A 22974-nucleotide genomic window follows, 5' to 3' on the forward strand; every position below is an offset into this window, starting at 1 on the left:
AGCTTACAAAGAGCAATACTTATCAATTCTAAATTATAGTACTTAGATTTAATCTGACAGTTTTCAACTATAGAGTAATGTCTCAACTTAGCTCGGTAAGAATGGTTTGATATTCCATGTCATAAGAATCTATAGGAATCATTTCAAGAATTTCTCTGTAAAAGCTCATAGGAAACTCTTCTTTATTACTTTGATTAATGATGGCTCGAGATTGCTTGTCTAATCCAGTTAATAGTAAATTATGAATAAAAATTCCTACCTCTTGATACTCTTCATTTAAGAGTAAATTATAAATATAATTTACTATCTTTTGATACTCTTCATTAGGTACATCAGCTTGAGGGTGATTATAAATAGATAATCGCTGTCTTAAATGATTATATATTTCCTTAGCATTTGTAGAGACATTGGATGTAAACTCGTGCTCAATTAAATTTATTATTTTTTGTAATCTATCTTTGTTTCTTAAATAACTTAAATCTCGCTCGACGCCTAAAGTTGTAAGTTTTCTTAAATCATTTATCTCTTTAGTATCTTCAGCAAATAAGGGGCTATTATTTGCTTGACTTTCAATTCCATGATTTAGCGCTTTAAGTTTAAAGTCTGTAGGCCAATCCATTTTACCAATATAGGGAACTGACTTTATAATATCTATATAGGCAGCCTTAAGTGTTACAATTGTCTTTGGGGTTAATGTTTTACGTAAAACTTTATAAGCTTGATCTATTAAAAAAAGCTTGTCTTGAGGATCTAAGGATTGTTCTGGATTATTAAGTAAATCTAATAGGGTTTTTTTAGGAATATCTTGTATAGCTTCAAGAATTTCAAGAAGAATATTTTTTGGCATAGCTGCTGTAAATTCTTTTAAGGTAGGAAATTGCTCAAACCATTCTAAATCAGCTCCTTTTTCAGCAAGATCTCTAAGGATATTAAAACCATAAACAGGCCTGTGGTTATAAATATCTATTGTATTCTGTATGGCTCTTTTTAAGACGGCAACATGATTTCCAAATGTATCAAAAAGGTTTGGTTCATAAAAAGTAGCTGGAGGAAAACCATTTTGCATTAATAACCTATTTAATAATAAGTTTACAAATGTTTTTCCATTAGCATCACCAAAGGGGTGAATTCGCTCTAAGGCTTCTATTGTTTGTCCAATTAATAATAGTTTTTCATCATCTGTTAGATTTTTTTCAATGTGTGTATTGTAATTCTCAATGACTTTATCTATTAGGCCTTCAATTTCATCTACCAGGGGTGCCCAATAGACTTCAGTTTCTCTCTCATTAATTGAGTAGGCTGCTATACTTTGAGTATCTGTTGGATAGTCCTTTCTTGCTAAGTCTTCTTTGATTGTCTCTGCAGTTTTAAGGCTAAATTCAACCTTTCCAATTGGTGTAAGAACCGAAACCTTTGCGCTACCTAAATCACCTTTTTCTATTTTATCTAACAAATCAGCAAAGCCTTCTTTTGTACCTCTTCCAGCAGAATTTACTGAAAAACGCGCTGGAATTTCTTTTCCTTCTTCGTCTATAAACCTGACTCTAAATGCACCATGTGGGAAATTATCTAGCTTTTTCACGTCTTCAGTGACTATCTTATGTAAATCAAAAAATAATTTTTTCGATATTTTCCGATCATCAAATTTTTCCTCTATATGCTTAAGCCCATTGAAAAATGCTTTTAATGAGCCTGGCTCTCTATTTTCATAGCATCGCCATCCACCTTCTTTGGTTGCCATTATACCATCAACACCAAGTTGCCAGATTTGCTCCTTGGGATATCTGGTTTTAAACTCTGATAAAGCATCCTTAGGAGAACTAGATCGAATAACAATTTTTTCTTCATCTGATTGCGCTAAACGGGTTTTAAAATTAAACATTAATATATCTGTATACCCAGGTTTATAATTGTTATCAATCTTTACATATTTTACCTTCATATAGCACCATATGTTACTTTTGAAATGAGAAACTAAACAGAATATTATTAAGGTAATCTAATTAATCAATCAGCTATCTTTTAGCCTTAACTTATTTTTTTAGCCTAAAACGTTGGACAATAATAACACATTATTGTTAAGTATTTATTAAATTGTTTATTTTTTATTGAATACAGTTTGATGGAAGAAAAGAAAGATAAGACAATATTTTTTAATCAAAATTAAATCTAAGTAATTAATATCACAGAACTATTAATCCTATTAGTTAGAAGTAGAGACAATTAGAAGCCTTTCTTCATAAATAAGTTAAATTGATGCTTTTTGGTTTAGGTATAATATAAACTTTGATAACCTTCTAGTTTTAGTAATTTATAAAGTATTCAGACTTTCAGCAACAATGCTTACCGATAATTTTCCTTCTCTGTCTTTACTTCGCCTTAAAATAGTAAAATTAATTAAATTCAAATCGTTTGTTTTGACATTGGCAATGCTTAAAAAGTACTCACTCTCAATTGTTACAAGTTCTCTACGAAGATTTAATTGTTTTAATAATTCATTGAGTTTCTTTTCATTTAAAATACCCGTTTTTCCGCGAGCGTCAATAATTTCAGCTACTTGCTGATCACTAAATTTATTCCCAAGCGACATTAAGATTTTTCGGGGCGCCGTATTAATATTGATAGGGGTGACGGTAGGCAACGCCGTAATAAAATGACTAAGTTGCTGGTAAATTTCCGCTGTCACGCCACGAACTAAGCGTAACTCTGACACACTTTGAAATAATTGTTTACTAGGATAGTAAGGAGGCTTTTGTTTTAAATAGTAAGTAATAAATTCATCATTGCCCCGCCCTGGTGTATAAGGTGTTATCCATTGAAATATTGCTACTGCTAAGCGTTCCTGCTCTTGTGGCGGAGTTTTAGCTAAAGTATTGCTTAAAAATTTTAAAAACAGGGGGTAGTAGTTTCGGTCACTTAAATTATTTAAGTTAAAGAGAGCTTGTAAGTCATACAAAGCGCCATTGATAGTAACATTTGGGTAGATAGAATAATATTGCTTAGGAAAATCTCTCACTTTCCCATGATTATCGGCGACTGTAAATTGATTTTTCACATTTACAAGTTCGCCCATAGCCCAAAAAGCAACAACTTGCGAAGCAAGATATAGCCTATCACTGGCAATAGTTAATTGTGTTCGATAGATATCAAGCTGTAAGCGAGTACTCATTGCAGTTGCAGCAATTGCAACTAAAGTCATAATGAATAAAGCTGAAATTAAGGCGCTACCTTTTTTAAAAAAATTAAAAGAAAGAGTATGTATGCCCTTAACTTGCATAGTTCGCCTTAGGAATAGGTAATAGTAAACTTAATTTATCTCGCTGGTTAATCGTTAGAGTCAGTTGAATAGCTTTAGGTAATGGCTCTACTTGCTCAAGCTCACCAGTGCCTACATTCCAGCTAGGTAATACTTGGAGACTTTTATTTAAATAAGCAAAATGACATTTAGTCAAATTATCTAACAAAACTCTATCTTCGTGTTGATCTTTATTTGCTGGATCTAAACTTGGCCAAGTTCTTCTTATTAATTGGTTATCCTTACAAAGTAAACCTACACGTAATAAAGTACTTCTTTTTTCAATACTATTGGGATTAGCAAGCCCTCCACGTGTGAATTCCAAATAGCTTGCTTGTCCAATAAATGCTGGAAATAAGTGCATTTCGTTGCCACGCACCGGTCTATTTACCACCTGTAGGCTATCTCTTTCTAGCAAGCTAATAGCTAACTGTAAACTCGTAAAACGATCAGCTTGCTCTGTGACACGGGCACGGGTATTAAAGGCATAATATAAGGCAGAGGAAGTTAATGTGGCTAATATGGCAAATACAGCAATGGCAATTAGTATTTCTAATAAGGTAAAGCCACTATTAGATTTCTTTTGCAATTCTAGCGTCACAGTTAATTGTTCATACGCACGAGTGTATGCATCAGTGTATATAGTACAGTTCTTAACTCTAAAAATTTTTGACAGCTTTCCTATAAGCTTAAGAAGAGATTTATTCTTGTTCATAGAAATACCGATAGGCAGTTAAAGCCTCACTAAAAGGCCCTGCTTGATTTTTGCTTACTCTAATATTAATTTCTTGAACAGCTTTCATGGGTGTCTTTGTGATCTTTACTCGCCAATACCAACGTTGGCCAAGCATGGTAGTTACTTGTGTAATTTCTTCGTTTAAGGCCGGATTTAAAAGTTTAAGTTGTAACATTGCTACCCCTTGTAGGGCAACCCAGTGACTAATTGTTTTATCTTTAATACGAGCAGTATTAGAAACATTTTGAGCAGTTACTTTTAATAAAGCAGTTAATGCAATAGCAATAATAGCTAAAGCTAGAAGTACTTCCATTAAGGTAAAACCACCCTGATAATGGGGGCTAAAGTATTTGTTTCTCATTTATCTTTTTGATTATCTAAGGTTAAAACGCCATTATGTTTACCTGTTAGGGTTATTATACTTGGTTGGGAAGGGGTGCCAAATATAAGCTTAAATTCAGTCATACTGCCAGAAGGGGTAACTATAATAGTAGGGCCTGTATTATTCTTTAGTTGGTTTTGTAGGGTGATAACCGTATCTTTTGGAAAGAAGCGGTGGAAAATAAGGCTATTTTTGGGCATAGGTTGCCAACTATTATTACTATAGCGATACGTTTCATAACCTTCATTATTGACAGTTACCCCAAGTGTCACCATTTCCAATATAGCGCGTTGTTGTACAAGCTTCAGATAAGCACTAAACTGCTCGGCAGTAAGTTTAATTCTTCTACTTGTACCAAAATCACCAAAAGCAAATAAAGCAACACTTGCAATAATGCCAATAATTAAAATGACTACTAATATTTCAATGAGGGTAAAACCGCGCTCATTTTGTGTCCCAGTTACCAATTTCTGCATCTTTACCAGTACCACCAGGTTGGCCATCAGCTCCTAAAGTAAATACATCCACTTCCCCATGCTCACCAGGATTTAAGTATAAATACTCACGTCCCCATGGATCTTTAGGTACTGATTTTAAATATTGTTTCCAATCGCGTGGCACTGGATTGCTGGTGGGTTTTTCTACTAATGCCGTTAAACCTTGATCAGTTGTTGGATAAAAGCCATTATCTAATTTATAAAGATCAAGTGCATTTTGGATAGCTAAAACATCTTGCTTCGCTTTAACAGCCCGTGCTTCATCCGGGCGGCTAATAATTTTAGGCACAACTATTGAAGCTAAAATACCTAGTATCACAACCACTACCATGATTTCAATTAACGAGAAACCCTTTTGTAACCTCATACTTTCTCCTGCGAGTAAATTACTAAATATGATAAATACTAACTAATACTAATATTCTTTAAGTGACCAACTGCTCCATTGAAAAAATAGGTAACAAGGTTGCCAATACAATAAAAAGCACAACAGCTCCCATAAGCATTATAACCATTGGTTCTAAAAGAGTAAGGGCTGTATCAATTAATCGTTTAACTTCATTATCTAAGTGAGAGGCTGCTCGTTCCATCATTTCTGCTAATTGTCCACTTTTTTCACCACTAGCAATTAAATGAACTGCCATAGGACTTAAAAAATGAGTTTCTTTTAAAGAAACGCTAATTCCTGCACCTTCACGCACGCGTGTTGTCGCAATATCAAAAGCATTTCGCATAACGACATTGTTAACAACACTCGCTGAAACACGCATGGTTTCTAATACGTTGACTCCGGCAGAAAATAGTATACCAAAGGTATGAATATAGCGCGCGACATTTGTTGATCGTACTAAATAAGATCCAATAGGCAATTTTAATAAAATTCGATGCCAAACTGTTTTTATTGCTAAGTTTTTTAAACTTCTACGAAAAGCTATCAATATTAAAATAGTGCTAATTAGTACATATAGACCATATGCCTTAATAAAATTGCTCAGCACAATTAGTACTTGAGTCATTGCCGGTAACGATTGACCACTGCTAGTAAATACTTCAATAATTTTGGGCACCACAAAGGCTAATAGAAAACTAATGATAGCCACTGAAACAATGATCATTAAGGAGGGGTAGATAAGGGCATGTTGGATCTTTTGCCGGGTTGCTTGTTGATTTTCAGTATAGTCAGCAAGTTTTTCTAAAACTAAGTCTAGACGGCCAGTTTGTTCCCCTGCGCTAACTGTAGCTCGATATAACTCAGGAAATGAGTTAGGAAATTCACCCATTGCTTGAGCTAGGGAATACCCTTCAAGTACTTTAGCGCGAATACCTATAAGTAGACCTCTAACCCGCTCTTTTTCAGTCTGCTCACTTACACCGCGTAGAGATTCTTCAACAGGTATACCTGCGGCTAGAAGCGTTGCTAATTGTCTAGTTAACAGCGATAAGTCCTGGGCTGAAATTTTGTCTCGCCTGCGTGGTGTTGCAGTTTGCTTTGTTAGAGCGCGAACTTGTGTTGGAATTAAACCTTGATCGCGTAATAGTTGTCTAGCCTGTCGTTCTGAATCTGCTTCAATAACACCTTTATTTGTATTTCCTGAAGGTGATAACGCTTGATAATGATAAGCACCCATATTTTTTTTAAAGAATAGCTATTTTATCAGTGTAATCTATTAGGTTTCAGAAGTCACTTAAGGTAAACTATTTATTAGGCTTCTGTTCCTACTTTGCTGTAAGGCAATGGAGAAATTTACGTTTTGTGCAATCTTTATGCTTAAAATGCTATAGAATTTGCATTAAGGTGTTCTAACATCTGGTTTAGTACAACTCGTATTGAAAGAGGCCGATGATTTAACCTTGGAGATAATGATGAGTAACAATGCAGTTCAGGCAGCAATTAAAGAACATGGTGCTAAATTCGTTGATTTGCGTTTTACGGATACCCGAGGTAAAGAGCAGCATATTACGCTGCCTATCTCCGCTGTGGATGAGGATTTTATTGAAAACGGTAAAATGATTGATGGTTCATCAATTAAGGGATGGCAGAAAATTCATCAATCCGATTTAGCATTAGTTCCAGATTGCGAAAACATTTTAGTTGATCCTTTTTATCAAGATAATACTTTAATTATTCGTTGTAATGTTGTTGATCCGCAAACCATGCTTGGCTATGATCGCGATCCTCGCTCTCTTGCTAAGCGTGCAGAAGCTTATTTAAAATCAACGGGCATTGCCGATGCAGCGTTATTTGGGCCTGAACCTGAATTTTTTATTTTTGACGATGTTCGTTGGAAAACGACTATAAATAGCTCTTTCTATGAAATAGATTCATCAGAAGCCCAATGGAATTCCGGCAAAAGTTTTGATGGTGGTAATATTGGACATCGCCCTCCTATTAAAGGTGGCTACTTTCCTGTTCCGCCAGTCGATTCATCACAGGATATACGCTCAGATATTTGTCGAACTTTAGAAGGTCTAGGTATTGTTATTGAAGCACATCACCATGAAGTGGCTACTGCGAACCAAGGTGAAATAGCAACCAAATTTGGTACTTTAGTTAGGAAAGCTGATGAAATGCAGCTTTTAAAATACGTTGTTCATAATGTAGCCCATAACTATGGTAAGACAGCTACCTTTATGCCTAAACCGTTGGTAGGAGATAACGGTAATGGCATGCACTGTCACCAATCACTTGTAAAAGATGGTGTTAATATTTTTAATGGTGATAAATATGCTGGTTTGTCAGAGACAGCCCTTTACTACATTGGTGGTATTATTAAGCATGCGCGAGCATTAAATGCTTTTACCAATCCTGCTACCAATAGTTATAAGCGTCTAGTGCCAGGCTTTGAAGCGCCAGTTTTATTAGCTTATTCAGCTCGAAACCGATCTGCGGCTATTCGTATACCCCATGTCGGGAATCCTAAAGGTCGCCGTATTGAAGTGCGTTTTCCAGATCCTACAGCAAATCCTTATCTAGCCTTTGCTGCTATGATGATGGCAGGACTTGACGGTATTCAAAAGAAAATTCACCCAGGTGAACCCATGGATAAAGATCTTTACGACTTACCGCCTGAAGAGTTAACTGATGTACCTACAGTTTGCGCTTCTTTGGAGCAGGCAGTTGAGTATTTACGTCACGATCAAGAGTTCTTATTACAAGGTGATGTCTTTACTAAAGATTTTATAGAAAGTTACATTGCTTTAAGAGAGGCTGAAATAGCTCAGGTAAGAAGTTTAGTTCATCCATTTGAATTTGAACTTTATTACAGTTTATAAGAATTGACTACCCATTTGTCGATAACGTTACAAAAGATCAGTTTCACATTCCTGAAACTGATCTTTAGAAGTTAATTCATTAAATAGATTCAGGAAGCTTTGCTGGCTATCATTAAGGGACTACACTTATGATAAAAGTTATTATTTCTATTTTCTCTTTATTACTGGTTAATCCATTATGTGCTGAAATTTATAAATGGACAGATAGCCAAGGCGTTGTTCATTTTAGTGATGAGCCCCATCCAGGAGCAGAAAAAGTTGTTTTACCCCCCACGCAGACTGCTCCGCCTTCTTCTACTAATACACCTACACCTACTAATACACCAACAACGCCAGCATCAACTACTAATACAGTAAATAGCGATTCTCTTACTCAGCCTGACTATACAGTTACGATAACTCAGCCTCAAAATGATGCAACTATTCGTAATAATCAAGGATATGTATCAGTTGCTGTTAATGTTGAACCCGAAATACAAAAAGGGGTAATGTTACAGCTTATTTTCGATAATCAACCTTTAGGAGAGCCACAGGCAAGTAAAAATTTTATTTTAAATAATATAAATCGTGGTGCTCATACCCTTGCAGTGCAACTTATTGGCGCTAATGGTGACGTGTTAAGTACGAGCGATGTTGTGACTTTTTATATGCACAGACCAAGAGTAGGTATGGTGCCAAACACACGTCCAGCAAATACCCCTTGAAATTTTACAGACCGTCCTCATATTGAAAAACAGTTTATTTTACTACATGCATTTTGTAATGCTTAGGGGAGATTTTTAAATGGCGGGTAAGAAACAAACAATGGGATTCCAAACTGAAGTCAAACAGATGCTTCATTTGGTTGTGCATTCACTGTATAGTAATAAAGAAATTTTTCTGCGTGAATTAATATCAAATGCGTCAGATGCACTTGATAAACTTCGTTTTTTGGCTCTTGCAAATTCATCTTTATACGAAAATGATTCTGATCTTAAAATCACCATCGATTATAATGAGAAATTAAAAACAATTACCGTTAAAGATAACGGAATAGGTATGAGCTGGGATGAAGCGGTTGAAAACTTAGGGACTATCGCTAAATCAGGCACTAAAGAATTTTTAAATCACTTAACCGGTGAGATGAGTAAGGATTCCCATTTAATAGGCCAATTTGGGGTAGGTTTTTACTCAGCCTTTATTGTCGCAGATAAAGTAACAGTTAAAAGTCGCCGTGCCGGCTTGGCGCCTGAAGAAGGTATTATTTGGCAATCTAATGGTGAAGGTGAGTTTACTATTGCTCAAGAAAAACGTGCCGAACGTGGTACTGAAGTTATCCTCCATTTAAAGAAAGATGAAGAAGATTTTTTAAGCGATTGGCGGCTTCGCGGTATTATTAGTAAATATTCTGACCATATATGCTGGCCAATTGTAATGAAGAAGGCAAAGGATGATGAGAAAGATAAGGATAATAGTAAAGTTGAGTATGAAACAGTCAATAAAGCGACTGCTCTTTGGACTTTACCTAAATCTGAAATAAGTGATGAAGATTATAAAGCCTTATATAAACATATCTCGCATGACTATCAGGATCCATTAACTTGGGTACATAATCATGTTGAAGGTAAACAAGATTATATAAGTTTATTGTATGTTCCAGCTCATGCCCCATTCGATTTATGGCAGCAGGATGTGAAACATGGTTTAAAGCTCTATGTAAAACGTGTATTTATTTTAGATGATGCTACTCAATTTTTACCACGTTATTTACGATTTATTAAAGGTATTATTGACGCAAGTGATTTACCTCTAAATGTTTCTCGGGAAATACTGCAAGATAATAAACAGGTGGAATCAATTAAAGCAGCTTCTACTAAACGTGTTTTATCTATGCTTGAAAAGATGAGTACCGCTGACCCAGAGATGTATCAACGTTTCTGGAATGAGTTTGGTTTAGTTTTAAAAGAAGGGCCTGTAGAAGACTTCGCTAATCGTGAAGCGATTGCTAGATTGCTTCGCTTTGCCACAACACATACTGATTCTGAGAAACAAAATGTCTCTTTAATGGATTATGTTTCTCGTATGAAAGAGAAACAAGATAAAATCTATTATATAACAGCTTCTAGCTACAATGCTGCTAAACATAGTCCTCACTTAGAAATTTTTAAGAAAAAAGGCATTGAAGTTTTGTTGTTAAGTGATCGAATTGATGAATGGCTAGTAGGTTATTTAAGTGAATTTGAAGGCAAAAAACTACAATCAATTAGTAAGGGCAAAATTGATCTAGAACCTGAAAATGATGAGCCAGATGTTAAAGAACAGGAAAAATCTTTAGAGCCGATGCTTAAACATATGAAAGAAATATTAGGTGATAAAGTTAAGGAGGTTACTTTAACTAACAGGCTTACAGATTCACCTGCTTGTGTTGTAGCAGACGAACAAGATATGGGTTTAGAAATGCAACGCATCTTACAAGCTGCTGGCCAACAAGTGCCCGGTGTTAAGCCTATATTTGAAATTAATCCACAACATGCCTTAATTAAGCGACTACATGACATCGAAGATGACGCTCGTTTTGCTGAATGGGTTATGATGCTGTTTGAGCAAGCAGTTCTTGCTGAAGGTGGTCAATTAGATAATCCAGCTGATTTTGTCAGTCGAGTTAATAAGTTACTTATGACCGCTGCTTAGCTTTTAAATTCACCTATTATTTATTTCCTTGGGTTTATATCTATCTGTGCTGGTTCGAGATAGGTATAAACCTTTTTTAAGAATAAATTTCTAATTAGTCGTTTTTTCTAAATCATCCTGTATATAATAAGCGCATCCAAGGCAATTTATATCATTGCGTGACCGAATGCATATCACAAAAAAGGCAAATAAACATTTCACTATACAGTCAGTACTAGTAAAAATCAGAAAGTTAATATATATTTTTTTGTACTCCTTAATTTTATTTTGGAGTAACACTCAAGAGCTCATTTTAAGGGATTAAGCCATGTTAAAAAAAATAGTACTTATTTCTTCTCTTAGCACCGTCTCTTCTTTGGTAATAGCAGCTAATGCAATTGATCTATATCAAGCACCCTATACTAGCTTAAATAAATATCAGTTGACGAATGTAAAGGGTAAAGCTACTACAGCTTCTTATAATCAACTCCAATTAATTCAGCAAACAACACAAGGAAGTAAAGTCATTTCAACGTATCAGCAATTATATAAGGGTATTCCTATTGCTGGTGCTCGGGTAATGGTAGTTACAGATGCACAAAAATTTTCATTAACGACAGCCTCCAAAGTTAATGGCCAGCTAATCGAAGAACTTAATATTGATACTAAGCCAACAATTACTTCAGCTAATGCACTTGAAATTGCCCATGCTGCTTATGCCAATCCTAACACGCAACCTGGTGTTAAAACTAAGAAAGTAGAGCTACAGATTCGTGAAGTCAAAAAAAATGATTTTAAATTGGTCTATCAAGTATCATTTAAGTTATTAAATGAAAAAGGTTTCCCTTCTTGGCCATTTTTTATAGTTGATGCACATAACGGAACTATATTAGAACAATGGGAAAACATTAAAACTTATAATGATGTAGGACCAGGCGGCAACAATAAGATTCATGAATATTGGTATGGTAAAAATGGTTTGCCGCCGCTTCGTGTACGCCAAAAAGATAATATGTGCGAAATGGAAAATGCATCTGTGCGAGTGGTACATTTAGATTCTAATTGGGATTGGGAAAACACCTTATTAAATGCCTACCAGTATCCTTGTGGACAAAATAAAGAAGAATTTATAAATGGTGCTTTCTCTCCTGTAAACGATGCTTATCACTTTGGGCTAGTTGTAGTTCAAATGTATAAAAATTGGTATGGAATGCCTGCCTTACAAACACCGCAGGGCAAACCAAAAAAATTAATTATGAGAGTTCATTTTGGCCAGGCTTTTGATAATGCTTTCTGGGACGGCGAGACTATGTCTTTTGGTGATGGCGATAACTTTTATCCATTAGTTTCTTTAGACGTAGCAGGTCATGAAGTATCTCATGGGTTTACGGAGCAGCATTCTAATCTTGAATATCATAATCAGCCGGGCGCTCTTAATGAATCGTTTTCTGATATGGCAGGTCTTGCAGCTCGCGCTTATCTTTTAGAAAAACAACCTAAACTGTTTAATAAAACCAATGTCATACCGAATCAAATGACCTGGGGTATCGGCGAAACGATAGTAAAAGATGATTTTGGCTTTAAAGCTTTACGTTTGATGAATGATCCATCTCAGGATGGCGATTCTGCAGATTGTGCTAATAGAAGACTAGCACAGCAATCCGGAGAAACTTGTAAAATTAGCTATGCTGAGCTCCTTGCCTTTGCTAAAGAGAATATTCCAAATCCTAGGTATCGACAAAGTTATATTGTGCATACAGGTAGTGGGATATTTAATAAAGCATTCTATCTTCTTTCGCAAGAAATAGGTATTAAACAAGCTTATCATGTCATGTTAACAGCAAATACTACCTATTGGACACCAAAATCTAATTTTATTAACGCAGCTTGTGGTGTATTACATGCAGCTAAAGATTTAAATATAAATATTAAATCAGTTAAGACAACTTTTAATAAGGTCGGAATTAATACAAGTAAATGTCCAATTTAATTCTTTGGATTTTAGATTTCTCTAATTTGTACTTTAAATGCTCTACTTAGCGCCTAAGGTTATTTAAAAAATTTTTAATTCAAAGGCCCAACTACATGGGCCTTTTATCTGAAGGTAAATAACTAGATTACTCTTCGGTTAAGCGAAAATACTTTGTTCCAAAATAACGTAACAGTTTTTTTCTAATAGTGCCTCGGCTTATACCTAGCATTTTAGCTGCTTGTAATTGGTTACCACGGCGCTTTTCCATAACCGCTTGTAGAAGAGGAGGTTCAACTTCAGATAAAATCATATCGTAAAGATCATCAATGGGCTTATTTTTATTTTCTGCAAGAAAACGAGTGACCAAAGAGTAAACTAATTCTTGAAGACCTTGTTCTTGTTTAATGCCTTGAGTAGATGCTTGTGTATCAATCACGTTCATCGTAACTTCCTTATTTTCGTTAAAAGCTTAATCCAAATACTTTCGAGACGAAAGCTGAAATATTGTACCTCAAGGTTTTTTGATAATCTACTAACATACGTAGCAAATATTGACCATATAATACTAGTAAGATTAAAAAAAGATCTGTATGGAAATTTTTGTCTCACTAAAATTTAAATTTTGTAGACACCTTTGCAATAACGTGATTCTTTATAAGAATTTGCAACTGATTAATATCCTATAGAAGCCCATGAGCAAATTGCAGTAACGGTAAAAAGAATAGTAAATATTCTAGCTAATTCTAATTTTTAAGTTTAATTTAATGCAAAATAGTTTGGCATTAGAGGAAAGAATTATGACTATAATTGATTGGCTTGCCACTTTAATTGCTTTTGATACTACCTCATCAAAATCTAATTTAGAACTGATTAATAATATTGCTGATTGGTTTTTAAACTACAATATTAAATCTAGGTTAACCTTTAACGACAATGCTAAGAAGGCAAATCTTTTTGCAACGCTTCCTGCTGCTAATGGAAATAGAAAAGGTGGTATTATTTTATCAGGTCATACGGACGTTGTTCCAGTTACAGGTCAAGCTTGGTCTAGTAATCCTTTTAAAGCAGAGATTCGCGATAATAAAATTTTTGGTCGCGGAACTTGTGATATGAAGGGATTTATTGCAGTTGCTTTATCTTTATTGCCTAAATTTCATCAATTGAATTTACCTTTTCCAATCCATTTCGCTTTTTCATATGATGAAGAAGTCGGCTGCCTTGGTGTGCCATTAATGATTGCTGATTTCCAATCATTGGATTACAGTCCCAAAGCCTGTATTGTTGGTGAGCCAACAAATATGTACCCAATTATAGCGCATAAAGGTATTCATGTATTTCGGTGCCAAATTAGAGGAAATCCGGCACATTCTTCATTAACGCCTCAAGGTTGTAATGCAATAGAGTATGCAGCGCAATTCGTTTTATTTTTAAAAAATTTAGCTTATCAATTTAAAGAACAACAGCTTGATAAAGATTTTGATGTCCCTTTTACTACGTTAACCACCAATGTCATTCAAGGTGGTAATGCCTATAACATTATTCCTGAATTTTGCGAGTTTGTTTTTGAGTTTCGCAATCTTCCTGACCATGCAGCTTTGAAGGTGAAGGAGCAAATTAACGCTTATGTTACTAATCACTTATTACCACAAATGCAGAAAGAATTTCCCTTAGCAACTATTGATTTGATTGAAGTTGCAAGTGTGACAAGTTTTTCAGCTGATCCAGATGCCAAATTAACTAGGCTTTGTCAAGCTATTACAGGTGAACAGAAGTTAAAGAAAGTGGCTTATGCTACAGAAGCTGGCCTATTTCAAACAGCTTCCATTCCTACTATTGTGTGTGGCCCCGGTAATATTGAACAGGCACATCGGGCCGATGAGTTTGTAACCTTACAGCAGTTAGAAAAGTGTAAACACTTTTTGCTATCTCTCATTACTGAAAGCAAAGATAGTTTTTTATAACCCCTTTATGTCGAACTCACGTTACATTAATCCTGTAGTTCGAAATATAGGCTCAACGCTAGCAGCTAATTTATGACCCTTTTCTTTTATAGAAGTTAATTGAAGGGTATTAAGTTGTAATTTACATTCTGCAACTTTGAAAAAATATTCCAGATTATTTATTTCATTGAATTCAGAGTCTAATTTAATTTTGACGCTATATTCGCAAATAGGTACAAGATTATTTTCCGTTTTCTCTAGCCGCTCGTTGTCACAATTTTTATAAACTCGCTCGAAGTCCTTATCAGATATTGGTAATAAGGTTTTACCATCGCTGCATATAGCATAAAATTCTTGTGGCTTAGTAGGGTCATTGTTAGCAAAACTTAAGGTATAAATTTTAATGTTGACTGTTGCGTAAATTTCATTGATCTCAGTATTTTTTGACCAGTTGATATGACCTTTTACTTTACCTCTTTCCAATCTACCCTGACGACCGTCGGTAAATTCAATAGTATTGGAGAATTCATTTAAGATGATTGCTTCTAAAAATTGGCCCCCAAAATTTAATAGTTTACTGGCTCCTGAACCTGGAGTAGGCACGGCGGCTTTATCGCGATTATCACCAGTAAAATCTCTAATCGTTTGAATAATACTAGCATCAAAGGCATCAGTATAATTAGCAGGAATAATTGTAGCACCATAAAAAGTAACACCTCTGCGGCGAACGTCTGGTATTATCGTTGAATTATCTGAGGAGCCTAACTCTCGAGTGCTTATATTTAAATCGCGAAACGCTTGTGATTCAGCCAACATAACTGAATCATAATTAATTTCTTTAACTGGTGTTTGATTTAAGGTATGAGTTAAAGCTTCTTGATAGTAACTTAGTAATACCTGGTGGGTTTCAATTAAAGCTTTGGTAAAATTACTTGTAACACCTAATTTTACTTTGGGAAGATTTAGTAACTTAGCAGAGAATCCGGCATTATTATTTACCTGATTTAAAACTTGATAGTCTAATTTTGTCGAAATTAATTGATTAAGTGTCGTATATTTTTCAGAGAAAACAGGTAATTCTTCTATTAATTTTATGGCATTTTCAAGATCTTTAATTGTCATAAAATCATTTAAATTTAAGGATTGATAAATTAAATTGACAAAGTTATATTTGTCGAAATTACGAAAGATTGTTCTTTTAGAAGCTGCCTTGGCTTCAGCTTCAACAAAATCCAGTAATTTTTTGCTTAATTCATGAAGTATCATCAGTGACTACAAATACAGCTTTGGATTAGGGGGCGTAATATACACGCTGAATCTTAAGGTTATATTAACAGCAGCCGTAGGGATAAAAAGAAGTATGAAATTTGGATTTTTTGCAAAAGAAAAGGTAAATGGGTTTTATCATGAAGATAATTTTTTTTATCTTCCTATTGTAGAAGCCTTAAGTAATGAAAAATGGTACTTAGCAGAAACTGAAAATATCTTTAAGCACTTTTATACTTCACCAGCAGATCTCATAGCTGGCGAGCGGCATTACATTGATAAAGGTCCTAATCTATCGTGTTACAAAGTTAATTTAACAGCTGAGCAAGTTGCACAAGTAGAGAGGGGAACTAAAATTCAGTATGGACATCGTGCCGCAGTCAGTGTGGCGCCATGGCAAGTAGAATGTCGTATAGAATTTAATCAACATGGTGATATCGTACACCAAAATGCAAATTATTTTAGAAATAATAGTAAAGAAGGAAAAAGCAACTCTAACTATGGACCTGCTTAGATTATTGCCAGATAATATTGCATTGATTTTTTTTGGCTGATTTAAGCATATCAATGAGAGGCGCTGCTCGGGTAGCTAAACTAATTTCAGGCTCGTCCTCTTTATCAGGTTGCATAGTCTTAACTTTATCTTTTACTCGCGCAAGGCCTTCAAGTAAATTATTAAGAGCTAGCTCTATATCTTGGGCTTTAATAGCGCCAGGTATATTATCACTATGGCCCATCAGTTTAATTAATCGTCTTGCAACATCTCCAAAAAATATCAATCTACCATAAGATTCACAAGTAAATGTGACTAGCATGATTAAATCCTTATTTAATAATAATTTAAAGGATACTGAATTTATTGTAAAATTTCTATTTCTCTTAAGTATTTAAAATAGCTTAATTAAGAAGAGCAGCTTACCTTAATTTCTGCTAAATCCTTTGGTGGTGGTAAGGAATACCATTCATACTCAGGCTGCTCCTCAAAGGGTTTTTGTAAGATAGTATATAATCTATTAATTTCATCATAGCTTTTATTTTCGTAAGCTTCAGTAATGGCTTGTTGAGCTAGATGATTGCGGAGAATAAACTTGGGATTTACTTGTTTCATTTTCTGATGACGAATAGCAGGTGACAAATTTTCTACCGTTAATCTACTTTTATAGTGTTCAAGCCAATCATTAAATTTGTCCTTATCTCTAAAAAGATAAGATAAAATATCGTTATTTAATTCAGGGTCATAAGTACTTAAGCGTCGAAAGAATAAGGTATAATCAACCTGATTATGCTCAAGTAAATGCAAGAGATCAGCAATGAGTTGCTTATCGCTATTTTGGATTTGTTCTAAACCAAATTTCTCATGCAATAGTTGATTATAATTATTTTGAAATTCAGTATCGAATTTAGCAACAGCATCTTGTAAATTGTTCACGGTAATAAGAGGCGTAAGTGCTTGGGCAAAAGCTAATAGGTTCCAGAAGGCAATAGTTGGCTGCTGGCCATAGGCGTATCGTCCTGTATAATCAGAACTATTGCAAATATGATTATTATTAAAAATATTAAGAAAGCCAAATGGGCCATAATCGATGGTTAAACCTAGAATTGACATGTTGTCGGTGTTCATTACACCATGGCAAAATCCTACAGCTTGCCAATGAGCAATCAACCTTGCTGTTTTTATAACAGCCTCAGTAAATAAATGTAAGTATCCTTCTGAATTGGTAGGTGCATCAGGGTAATGTCGAGCTAAAACGTAATTGGCTAATTCTTTTAGAGCTTGATGTTGGTTTGTGTAGTAAAAATACTCAAAGTGGCCAAAACGAATATGCGATTTAGCGACTCGTGTTAAAATAGCCCCCGGTTCAGGGACCTCTCGATAAACAGGCTCATTTGTCTCAACAATACATAAAGCATGTGTCGTTGGAATATTTAGAGCATGCATAGCACTTGAACATAAGTATTCACGAATGGTTGAACGCAGTACTGCCCGGCCATCACCCATACGCGAATAAGGGGTTTGACCTGAGCCTTTTAATTGAATATCCCAACGTTCACCTTTCTGATTTACCACTTCGCCTAAAAGTAAAGCTCGTCCATCTCCCAGTTGAGGTACGTAATAACCAAATTGATGTCCCGAATAAACGGTGGCGAGAGGTTCGCTTCCTGCTAAAAGACGATTACCTGCAAAGTAATCAGCAAAATTCTTTTTTTCTATGTCTTTTTTCTTTATTTCTAATAGTTCTGCTGTATTATAGTTAACGTGAACAAGGCTAGGCTTTTTAACAGGAACAGGTGCGAGCTTGGTAAAAAAATAGTTAGGTAGGCGAGCAAAACTATTATCAAAATTTAATTTCATAATACCTTAGTTAAACAGACTAGTTTGATAGCAGTATAGCAGTTTCCATTTTTAATAAAATTTTTATCTAAATTAATCAAGAGTAGTCTACAATACTATAAGTATTTGAATTTTGGTCTTTAATATAAATTAATTAGTCGTGTTTAATTGTCTGATTAAAAGGATAAACTAGACATAGAAAAGAGCTTTAGTAATTAACTCTAAGGAGAGGTAATGAACGAAGGGATATCGCTTTGGGAAGCTATTAGTAAACGAGAAAAAACTTACCCAGCATTAGCTAATGATATTGAAGTCGATGTTGCTATTGTTGGAGGTGGTATCACGGCTATTACAGCAGCGAGTGAATTAGTAGCAGCAGGTAAGCGAGTAGCTATCCTTGAGGCCTATCAAGTTGGTGGGGTGACGACTGGTTATTCGACAGGTAATTTGTATGTTGCTGTACAGCCTTTCTATCAAACTATCGAAAAGAAATTCAATTTAGATACAGCGCGAGTCGTAGCCCAGTCACGGCTAAAGGCGATTGATTATATCGAAAAAAATGTTCGTGAAAAAAATATTAGTTGTCATTTTACGCGCAGACCTTGGTATTGCTATTTCCATGGCGAAGAGCATATTTCTATGGAAAAGGAAATAGAATTCTTCAGGCGCTTGGATATTGATATAGATTATACCACTGAAATGCCGCTTGCAGTGTCCTTTAAAAAAGCAGCAGTCATGCCTAACCAAGCACGTTTTAATCCATTGCAATACGTTATCTCAATGGCAGAATACTTGCATGAGAAGGGTTGCCTAATTTATGAAAATACCCCTGTAACTCATTATGAAGAGAAAGATGTTTGTTTTGTTTATACAAAAAATGCCAAAGTGATAGCAAAAAAGCTTTTTCTAGCAACGCACTCGCCAATTGGAATTAACCATGCCCATTTCTTTACTGCGCCTTATCGGAGCTATGTGGTTGCTGTTCATTTAAAAAACAATCAATGTCCTGAGGGGCACTTTTGGGATTTCAGTAAGAAATCTCATAATATCTTTTCAGCCCATGCTTATAAAGGTGACGAGCCAGACTTAATGATGCTTTCAGGTAGCCATCATAAAACTGGTCAAGAATACTATACAGAAGCACATTATAAAGAGTTAGAATCTGAGTTGAAATCATGCTTATCTATTGATGAAATCGCCTTTAAATGGTCAGCTCAGCATTACCAATCTGCAGATAGTATACCCTATATAGGTCTTGCCTCTAAAACAGCGAAGCATACTTACATGGCCACAGGTTATTTTGCTGATGGTTTAACCTATGGTACTGTCGCAGGTCTTGCTGTTGCGGATTTAATACTTGATAAACCTATGCCATTTAATGGCGTCTATCAATCAAATCGCCATACTATTGGTGCTTCCTTAGGTTTTCTTGCTAAAGAAAATATAAATGTCGCTATGCAATATAGTAAAGATTTGCCAATTTTTGCAGAAACTGATTTTAAATCGATAGCCGAAGGGGAAGGCAAGATTGTTGAAATTAATAAGGAAAAATTTGCTGTTTGTCGGGATAATAATGAATTACACATGGTTTCTGCTGTATGTACTCATATGAAATGTATTGTTAACTGGAATAGAGCCGAAAAAACTTGGGATTGTCCTTGCCATGGCAGTCGCTTTACAAAACAAGGAAAAGTCATTGAAGGGCCTGCCATGGCAGATTTGACTTTAAAAGAACCTAAATAAGGTGAGTTCAATATAAAAAAAGGAGATACAGACTTTATCGCTAAACGAACATTATTCTGTGAAAAGTTTTCGTATTGGTATGGATGCATATAGGTGTTGCGTGAATAATTAGAAAACTAATTATAGCCAAATAGACCTCATGTCATCCTCTAAGGCATTGTTGCGTGGATAGTAAATGTCTTTCCCGCGCAGGCGAGAATCTATGGTAAATTAATCTCAGTGTTAATTTATGAATGGATCCCCGCCTTCGCGGGGATGACAGGATTTGCGGGGATGGCATAAGATCATGTTGATTATAATTAGTTCTCACACTTATCCACGCAACAATGCCTCCTCGCGAAGGCGAGGATCCATTTGTAAATTTGTACTGAGGTTAATTTTGGGATGGGTTCCCGCCTGCGTGGGAATGACATTAGCTACCTAAGAATGACGTTAGTTATTTAGAAGTGTTGCCTCATTATTTAGGCAATAATGTTGATTTGATCTAAAGAAACATAGATTTTTTTATGTCACTAAACGAACATTATCCCGTAAAATGCGAAGCATTTATGCTGGATCTAGATCGAAACAATCGAGTCCGACACAAAGACTTAAGATTTTTTGTACCGGACTCACGTTAAAGGAGGAGCTTACCGTGTTAATTCTTGCGACTATATTTTTTATTTTAGCTGCAATATTAGGTATTTACTTAATTACCTATATCTTCCAGGACAAAGCTACGCCTAAAGGAGTCGTAATGATTCATGGTGCTCTTGCAGCAATAGGTATTGTTTTGCTTATTTTATATCTATTCTCTGATCGCTCTTCACCGGTAATTAGTTTAATTTTATTTATTGTAGCTGCCATTGGCGGTTTTTATATCGTTTGGCGTGATATTATGCTTAAGCCTGTACCAAAGTTTTTAGTAGCAGGTCATGGGTTGATTGCGATTATTGCTTTTATATGCTTGATTGCTTTTCAATTTACAGCTTCATAGACTAGATAAGCATTTATGACAGAAGCAACAATAAATAAACAGTCTAAAAGTAACTTTTATATTACTTGGTCTGCTATCTTTTCTGCAGCAATTGTTGGAGTAGGGCTTAATTTTCTCTTAAATTTATTAGCCCTTGCTTTAGGGATAGCAAGTTTTACTATTCGTTCCACTGGTAAAGTTGAATTCTCTTTGTGGGGTTTTATCTGTTTTTGTATTGCTGGGATTATTGCGATGTTCTCAACGGGATGGCTAGCAGGCAGGCTGTCTTATCCAACGCTTAAACGCATTTGGGGTTGCTTTATAGGTTTTTTAGCCTGGGCATTATTATTAATAATGACAATTATTTTAATTACAAATATGATTCAGTTTGCAGTTTTCCATGCTAATTTTACCTCAAGCTTGGTTGCTATTAAAATAACCAATGATTCGCCTATGCTAACTGAAATATTTTTAAGTGGAAAAGCGCCTATGAGCGTTGCTTTAGAAGTGGATAAGAAGGTTATTATTTTAAATGCACTCCTTACCTTTATTATGTTTGGTTTAGGTGCTAGTGCAAGTTGTCTGGGTGGGTACTTAGGCTATGGGAGAGCGTTACTAGCTAACAGACAGCATAAAGAACAAACATGAATATCTTAATTACAGGCGCATCAGGTTTTGCAGGTACATGGATTGCTAAAAAACTGATTGAACAAGGGCATGAAGTTGTTGCGGCAGTAAGAGATACGCATTATACGAAAAAACTATTTCCACATGCTAAGATAATTGCTTGTGATTTTGTCCGGGATACTACTATTGAAGCCTGGCTGCCCCGTCTTGAACATATCGATATAATAATTAATTGTGTCGGTATTTTTTACCATTCAAATTCTAAAATTATGTGGGCCATTCATTATGATACGCCTAAAGCTTTATTTACAGCTGCTACAAAATGTAATGTTAAGCGTATTATTCAGCTTTCTGCCTTAGGCGTTGATCGGTATCAATCGGATTATGCTAAGAGTAAAAAAGCCATTGAGGATTATTTGCTGACACTTAATATTACGACAGTTATTTTAAGGCCCTCTTTTATTTATGGCCCTGCATCCGAAGGCGGTATGGCGCTTATGCGAGCGTTAGCTGCTTTTCCCTTAATTATCCCTGTTGCAGGAAGTGGTCTTCAACAATTTCAGCCGATTCAGGTAGAGGATTTAGCAAAAGCTGTAAGTAATATCATTACTCATGACTTAGAGGAATCAATTATTTTAGCTTCGGTTTCTTCAAAACCAGTGACGTTGAAAGAGATTTTATTAACGCTAAGAGATTGGTTGCAAATTGGACGAGGTTATTGTTTATCAATTCCTTTAAAGTTAATTAAAATTGGGGCTAAAGTTGGCGATTATCTACCTTTTTCAACCATTAACACGCCTGCGATCACCATGCTTGAGCAAGGTAATATTGCAACACCTAACGAATCTCAAAGATTTATCCAGATGGCAGGTTTTATGCCTAAGGATTTTGCAGAGGGTGCTTATCAGGCGCCAAGCACAAGCCCAGATCGCTGGTATGCTCGATTATTTTTTATAAAACCTCTATTGCGCTTAAGCTTAGCATTTATGTGGCTTGCAAGCGCAATTGTCAGTGCTTTTTTATTTCCCAAAGCAGGTTCTTACCTTCTTTTAACAAAGGTCGGTGTAAGCACTTACTGGCAACCTACTTTACTTTACCTTGCTTCCCTGATTAATGGTGTGATTGGACTTAGTCTTCTCTTTAATTACAAAACTAAGCTAAACTGTTTACTACAAATAATGGTAATGACTGCTTATACTATTATAATCACTTTAAAAATCCCTGATTTATGGCTAGAACCTTTTGGCTCTATAGTTAAAAATGTACCTGTTTTAGTTAGCATTATTATACTTTATTTAATGGAATGA

Annotated in this window: 21 protein-coding genes; 10 read left to right on the top strand and 11 right to left on the bottom strand. The window is 35.3% G+C overall.

The genetic code is table 11. The annotated features are described in order from the left end of the window. Positions 1-82: 82 nt before the first annotated feature. The 7 genes from ACQUW5_RS10910 to lspF form a co-directional block, all read right to left on the bottom strand. Positions 83-1942: a Fic family protein gene (locus tag ACQUW5_RS10910; RefSeq protein WP_444991280.1), complete on the bottom strand. Its 1860-nt coding sequence runs from the start codon at positions 1940-1942 to the stop codon at positions 83-85. Positions 1943-2311: 369 nt separating this feature from the next. After that, positions 2312-3277, bottom strand: a complete 966-nt coding sequence (gene gspK, locus ACQUW5_RS10915) for a type II secretion system minor pseudopilin GspK (protein ID WP_444991281.1) — start codon at positions 3275-3277, stop codon at positions 2312-2314. Further along, positions 3267-4010, bottom strand: coding sequence for a type II secretion system minor pseudopilin GspJ (gspJ, locus tag ACQUW5_RS10920; RefSeq protein WP_444991282.1), 744 nt, complete (start codon positions 4008-4010; stop codon positions 3267-3269). Before gspJ ends, gspK begins: the two co-directional genes overlap by 11 nt. Continuing rightward, entirely contained in the window at positions 3997-4392 is a 396-nt protein-coding gene (gene gspI, locus ACQUW5_RS10925) for a type II secretion system minor pseudopilin GspI (RefSeq protein WP_444991283.1), read from the bottom strand. The genes gspJ and gspI overlap by 14 nt, the downstream gene beginning before the upstream one ends. Next, the gene (gene gspH, locus ACQUW5_RS10930; protein WP_444991284.1) at positions 4389-4916 is read right to left on the bottom strand and encodes a type II secretion system minor pseudopilin GspH; all 528 of its coding nucleotides are present in this window, start codon (positions 4914-4916) and stop codon (positions 4389-4391) included. The genes gspI and gspH overlap by 4 nt, the downstream gene beginning before the upstream one ends. Continuing rightward, positions 4858-5277 (bottom strand): GspG family T2SS major pseudopilin variant LspG, encoded by a 420-nt coding sequence (gene lspG / locus ACQUW5_RS10935; protein ID WP_444991285.1) that lies wholly within the window; start codon positions 5275-5277, stop codon positions 4858-4860. Before lspG ends, gspH begins: the two co-directional genes overlap by 59 nt. 58 nt (positions 5278-5335) lie before the next feature. Then, a complete protein-coding gene (gene lspF / locus ACQUW5_RS10940; protein WP_444991286.1) occupies positions 5336-6538 on the bottom strand; it encodes a GspF family T2SS innner membrane protein variant LspF in 1203 nt (400 codons plus the stop codon). A gap of 235 nt (positions 6539-6773) precedes the next feature. On the opposite strand from lspF, the gene glnA reads away from it, so the two are divergent. From glnA to ACQUW5_RS10960, 4 genes are all read left to right on the top strand, one after another. Then, positions 6774-8183 carry a type I glutamate--ammonia ligase gene (gene glnA / locus ACQUW5_RS10945; protein WP_444991287.1) on the top strand — a complete coding sequence of 470 codons (1410 nt, stop codon included), beginning with the start codon at positions 6774-6776 and terminating at the stop codon, positions 8181-8183. 128 nt (positions 8184-8311) lie between these two features. Continuing rightward, the gene (locus ACQUW5_RS10950; protein ID WP_444991288.1) at positions 8312-8887 is read left to right on the top strand and encodes a DUF4124 domain-containing protein; all 576 of its coding nucleotides are present in this window, start codon (positions 8312-8314) and stop codon (positions 8885-8887) included. Between the two features lie 79 nt (positions 8888-8966). Then, a complete protein-coding gene (htpG, locus tag ACQUW5_RS10955) occupies positions 8967-10853 on the top strand; it encodes a molecular chaperone HtpG (RefSeq protein WP_444991289.1) in 1887 nt (628 codons plus the stop codon). A 307-nt stretch (positions 10854-11160) separates the two neighbouring features. After that, positions 11161-12822 carry a M4 family metallopeptidase gene (locus ACQUW5_RS10960; protein ID WP_444991290.1) on the top strand — a complete coding sequence of 554 codons (1662 nt, stop codon included), beginning with the start codon at positions 11161-11163 and terminating at the stop codon, positions 12820-12822. Between the two features lie 127 nt (positions 12823-12949). Here ACQUW5_RS10960 and ACQUW5_RS10965 read toward each other — a convergent pair whose 3' ends face one another. Further along, positions 12950-13246, bottom strand: coding sequence for a helix-turn-helix domain-containing protein (locus tag ACQUW5_RS10965; RefSeq protein ID WP_444991291.1), 297 nt, complete (start codon positions 13244-13246; stop codon positions 12950-12952). A gap of 355 nt (positions 13247-13601) precedes the next feature. On the opposite strand from ACQUW5_RS10965, the gene argE reads away from it, so the two are divergent. After that, positions 13602-14765 carry an acetylornithine deacetylase gene (argE, locus tag ACQUW5_RS10970; protein ID WP_444991293.1) on the top strand — a complete coding sequence of 388 codons (1164 nt, stop codon included), beginning with the start codon at positions 13602-13604 and terminating at the stop codon, positions 14763-14765. A gap of 21 nt (positions 14766-14786) precedes the next feature. Here argE and ACQUW5_RS10975 read toward each other — a convergent pair whose 3' ends face one another. Beyond that, positions 14787-16010, bottom strand: coding sequence for a hypothetical protein (locus tag ACQUW5_RS10975; protein ID WP_444991294.1), 1224 nt, complete (start codon positions 16008-16010; stop codon positions 14787-14789). 94 nt (positions 16011-16104) lie between these two features. Between ACQUW5_RS10975 and ACQUW5_RS10980 the strand changes: the two genes are divergently transcribed. Further along, positions 16105-16524, top strand: coding sequence for a hypothetical protein (locus ACQUW5_RS10980; RefSeq protein WP_444991295.1), 420 nt, complete (start codon positions 16105-16107; stop codon positions 16522-16524). A 1-nt stretch (position 16525) separates the two neighbouring features. On the opposite strand, the gene ACQUW5_RS10985 is transcribed toward ACQUW5_RS10980, so the two are convergent. Together ACQUW5_RS10985 and ACQUW5_RS10990 are read right to left on the bottom strand one after the other, a co-directional pair. Continuing rightward, on the bottom strand, positions 16526-16825 hold the full coding sequence (locus tag ACQUW5_RS10985; RefSeq protein ID WP_444991296.1) for a DUF1840 domain-containing protein: 300 nt from the start codon (positions 16823-16825) through the stop codon (positions 16526-16528). Between the two features lie 86 nt (positions 16826-16911). Then, complete coding sequence (locus ACQUW5_RS10990; protein ID WP_444991297.1) at positions 16912-18363, bottom strand: protein adenylyltransferase SelO; 1452 nt, start codon at positions 18361-18363, stop codon at positions 16912-16914. A 213-nt stretch (positions 18364-18576) separates the two neighbouring features. On the opposite strand from ACQUW5_RS10990, the gene ACQUW5_RS10995 reads away from it, so the two are divergent. The 4 genes from ACQUW5_RS10995 (at position 18577) to ACQUW5_RS11010 (ending at position 22974) form a co-directional block, all read left to right on the top strand. Further along, positions 18577-20085 carry an FAD-dependent oxidoreductase gene (locus tag ACQUW5_RS10995; RefSeq protein WP_444991298.1) on the top strand — a complete coding sequence of 503 codons (1509 nt, stop codon included), beginning with the start codon at positions 18577-18579 and terminating at the stop codon, positions 20083-20085. Positions 20086-20719: 634 nt separating this feature from the next. Next, entirely contained in the window at positions 20720-21061 is a 342-nt protein-coding gene (locus tag ACQUW5_RS11000) for a hypothetical protein (protein WP_444991299.1), read from the top strand. A gap of 15 nt (positions 21062-21076) precedes the next feature. Further along, positions 21077-21688: a hypothetical protein gene (locus ACQUW5_RS11005; protein ID WP_444991300.1), complete on the top strand. Its 612-nt coding sequence runs from the start codon at positions 21077-21079 to the stop codon at positions 21686-21688. Further along, complete coding sequence (locus ACQUW5_RS11010; RefSeq protein ID WP_444991301.1) at positions 21685-22974, top strand: NAD(P)H-binding protein; 1290 nt, start codon at positions 21685-21687, stop codon at positions 22972-22974. The genes ACQUW5_RS11005 and ACQUW5_RS11010 overlap by 4 nt, the downstream gene beginning before the upstream one ends.

Source organism: Legionella pelazae (assembly GCF_052527395.1).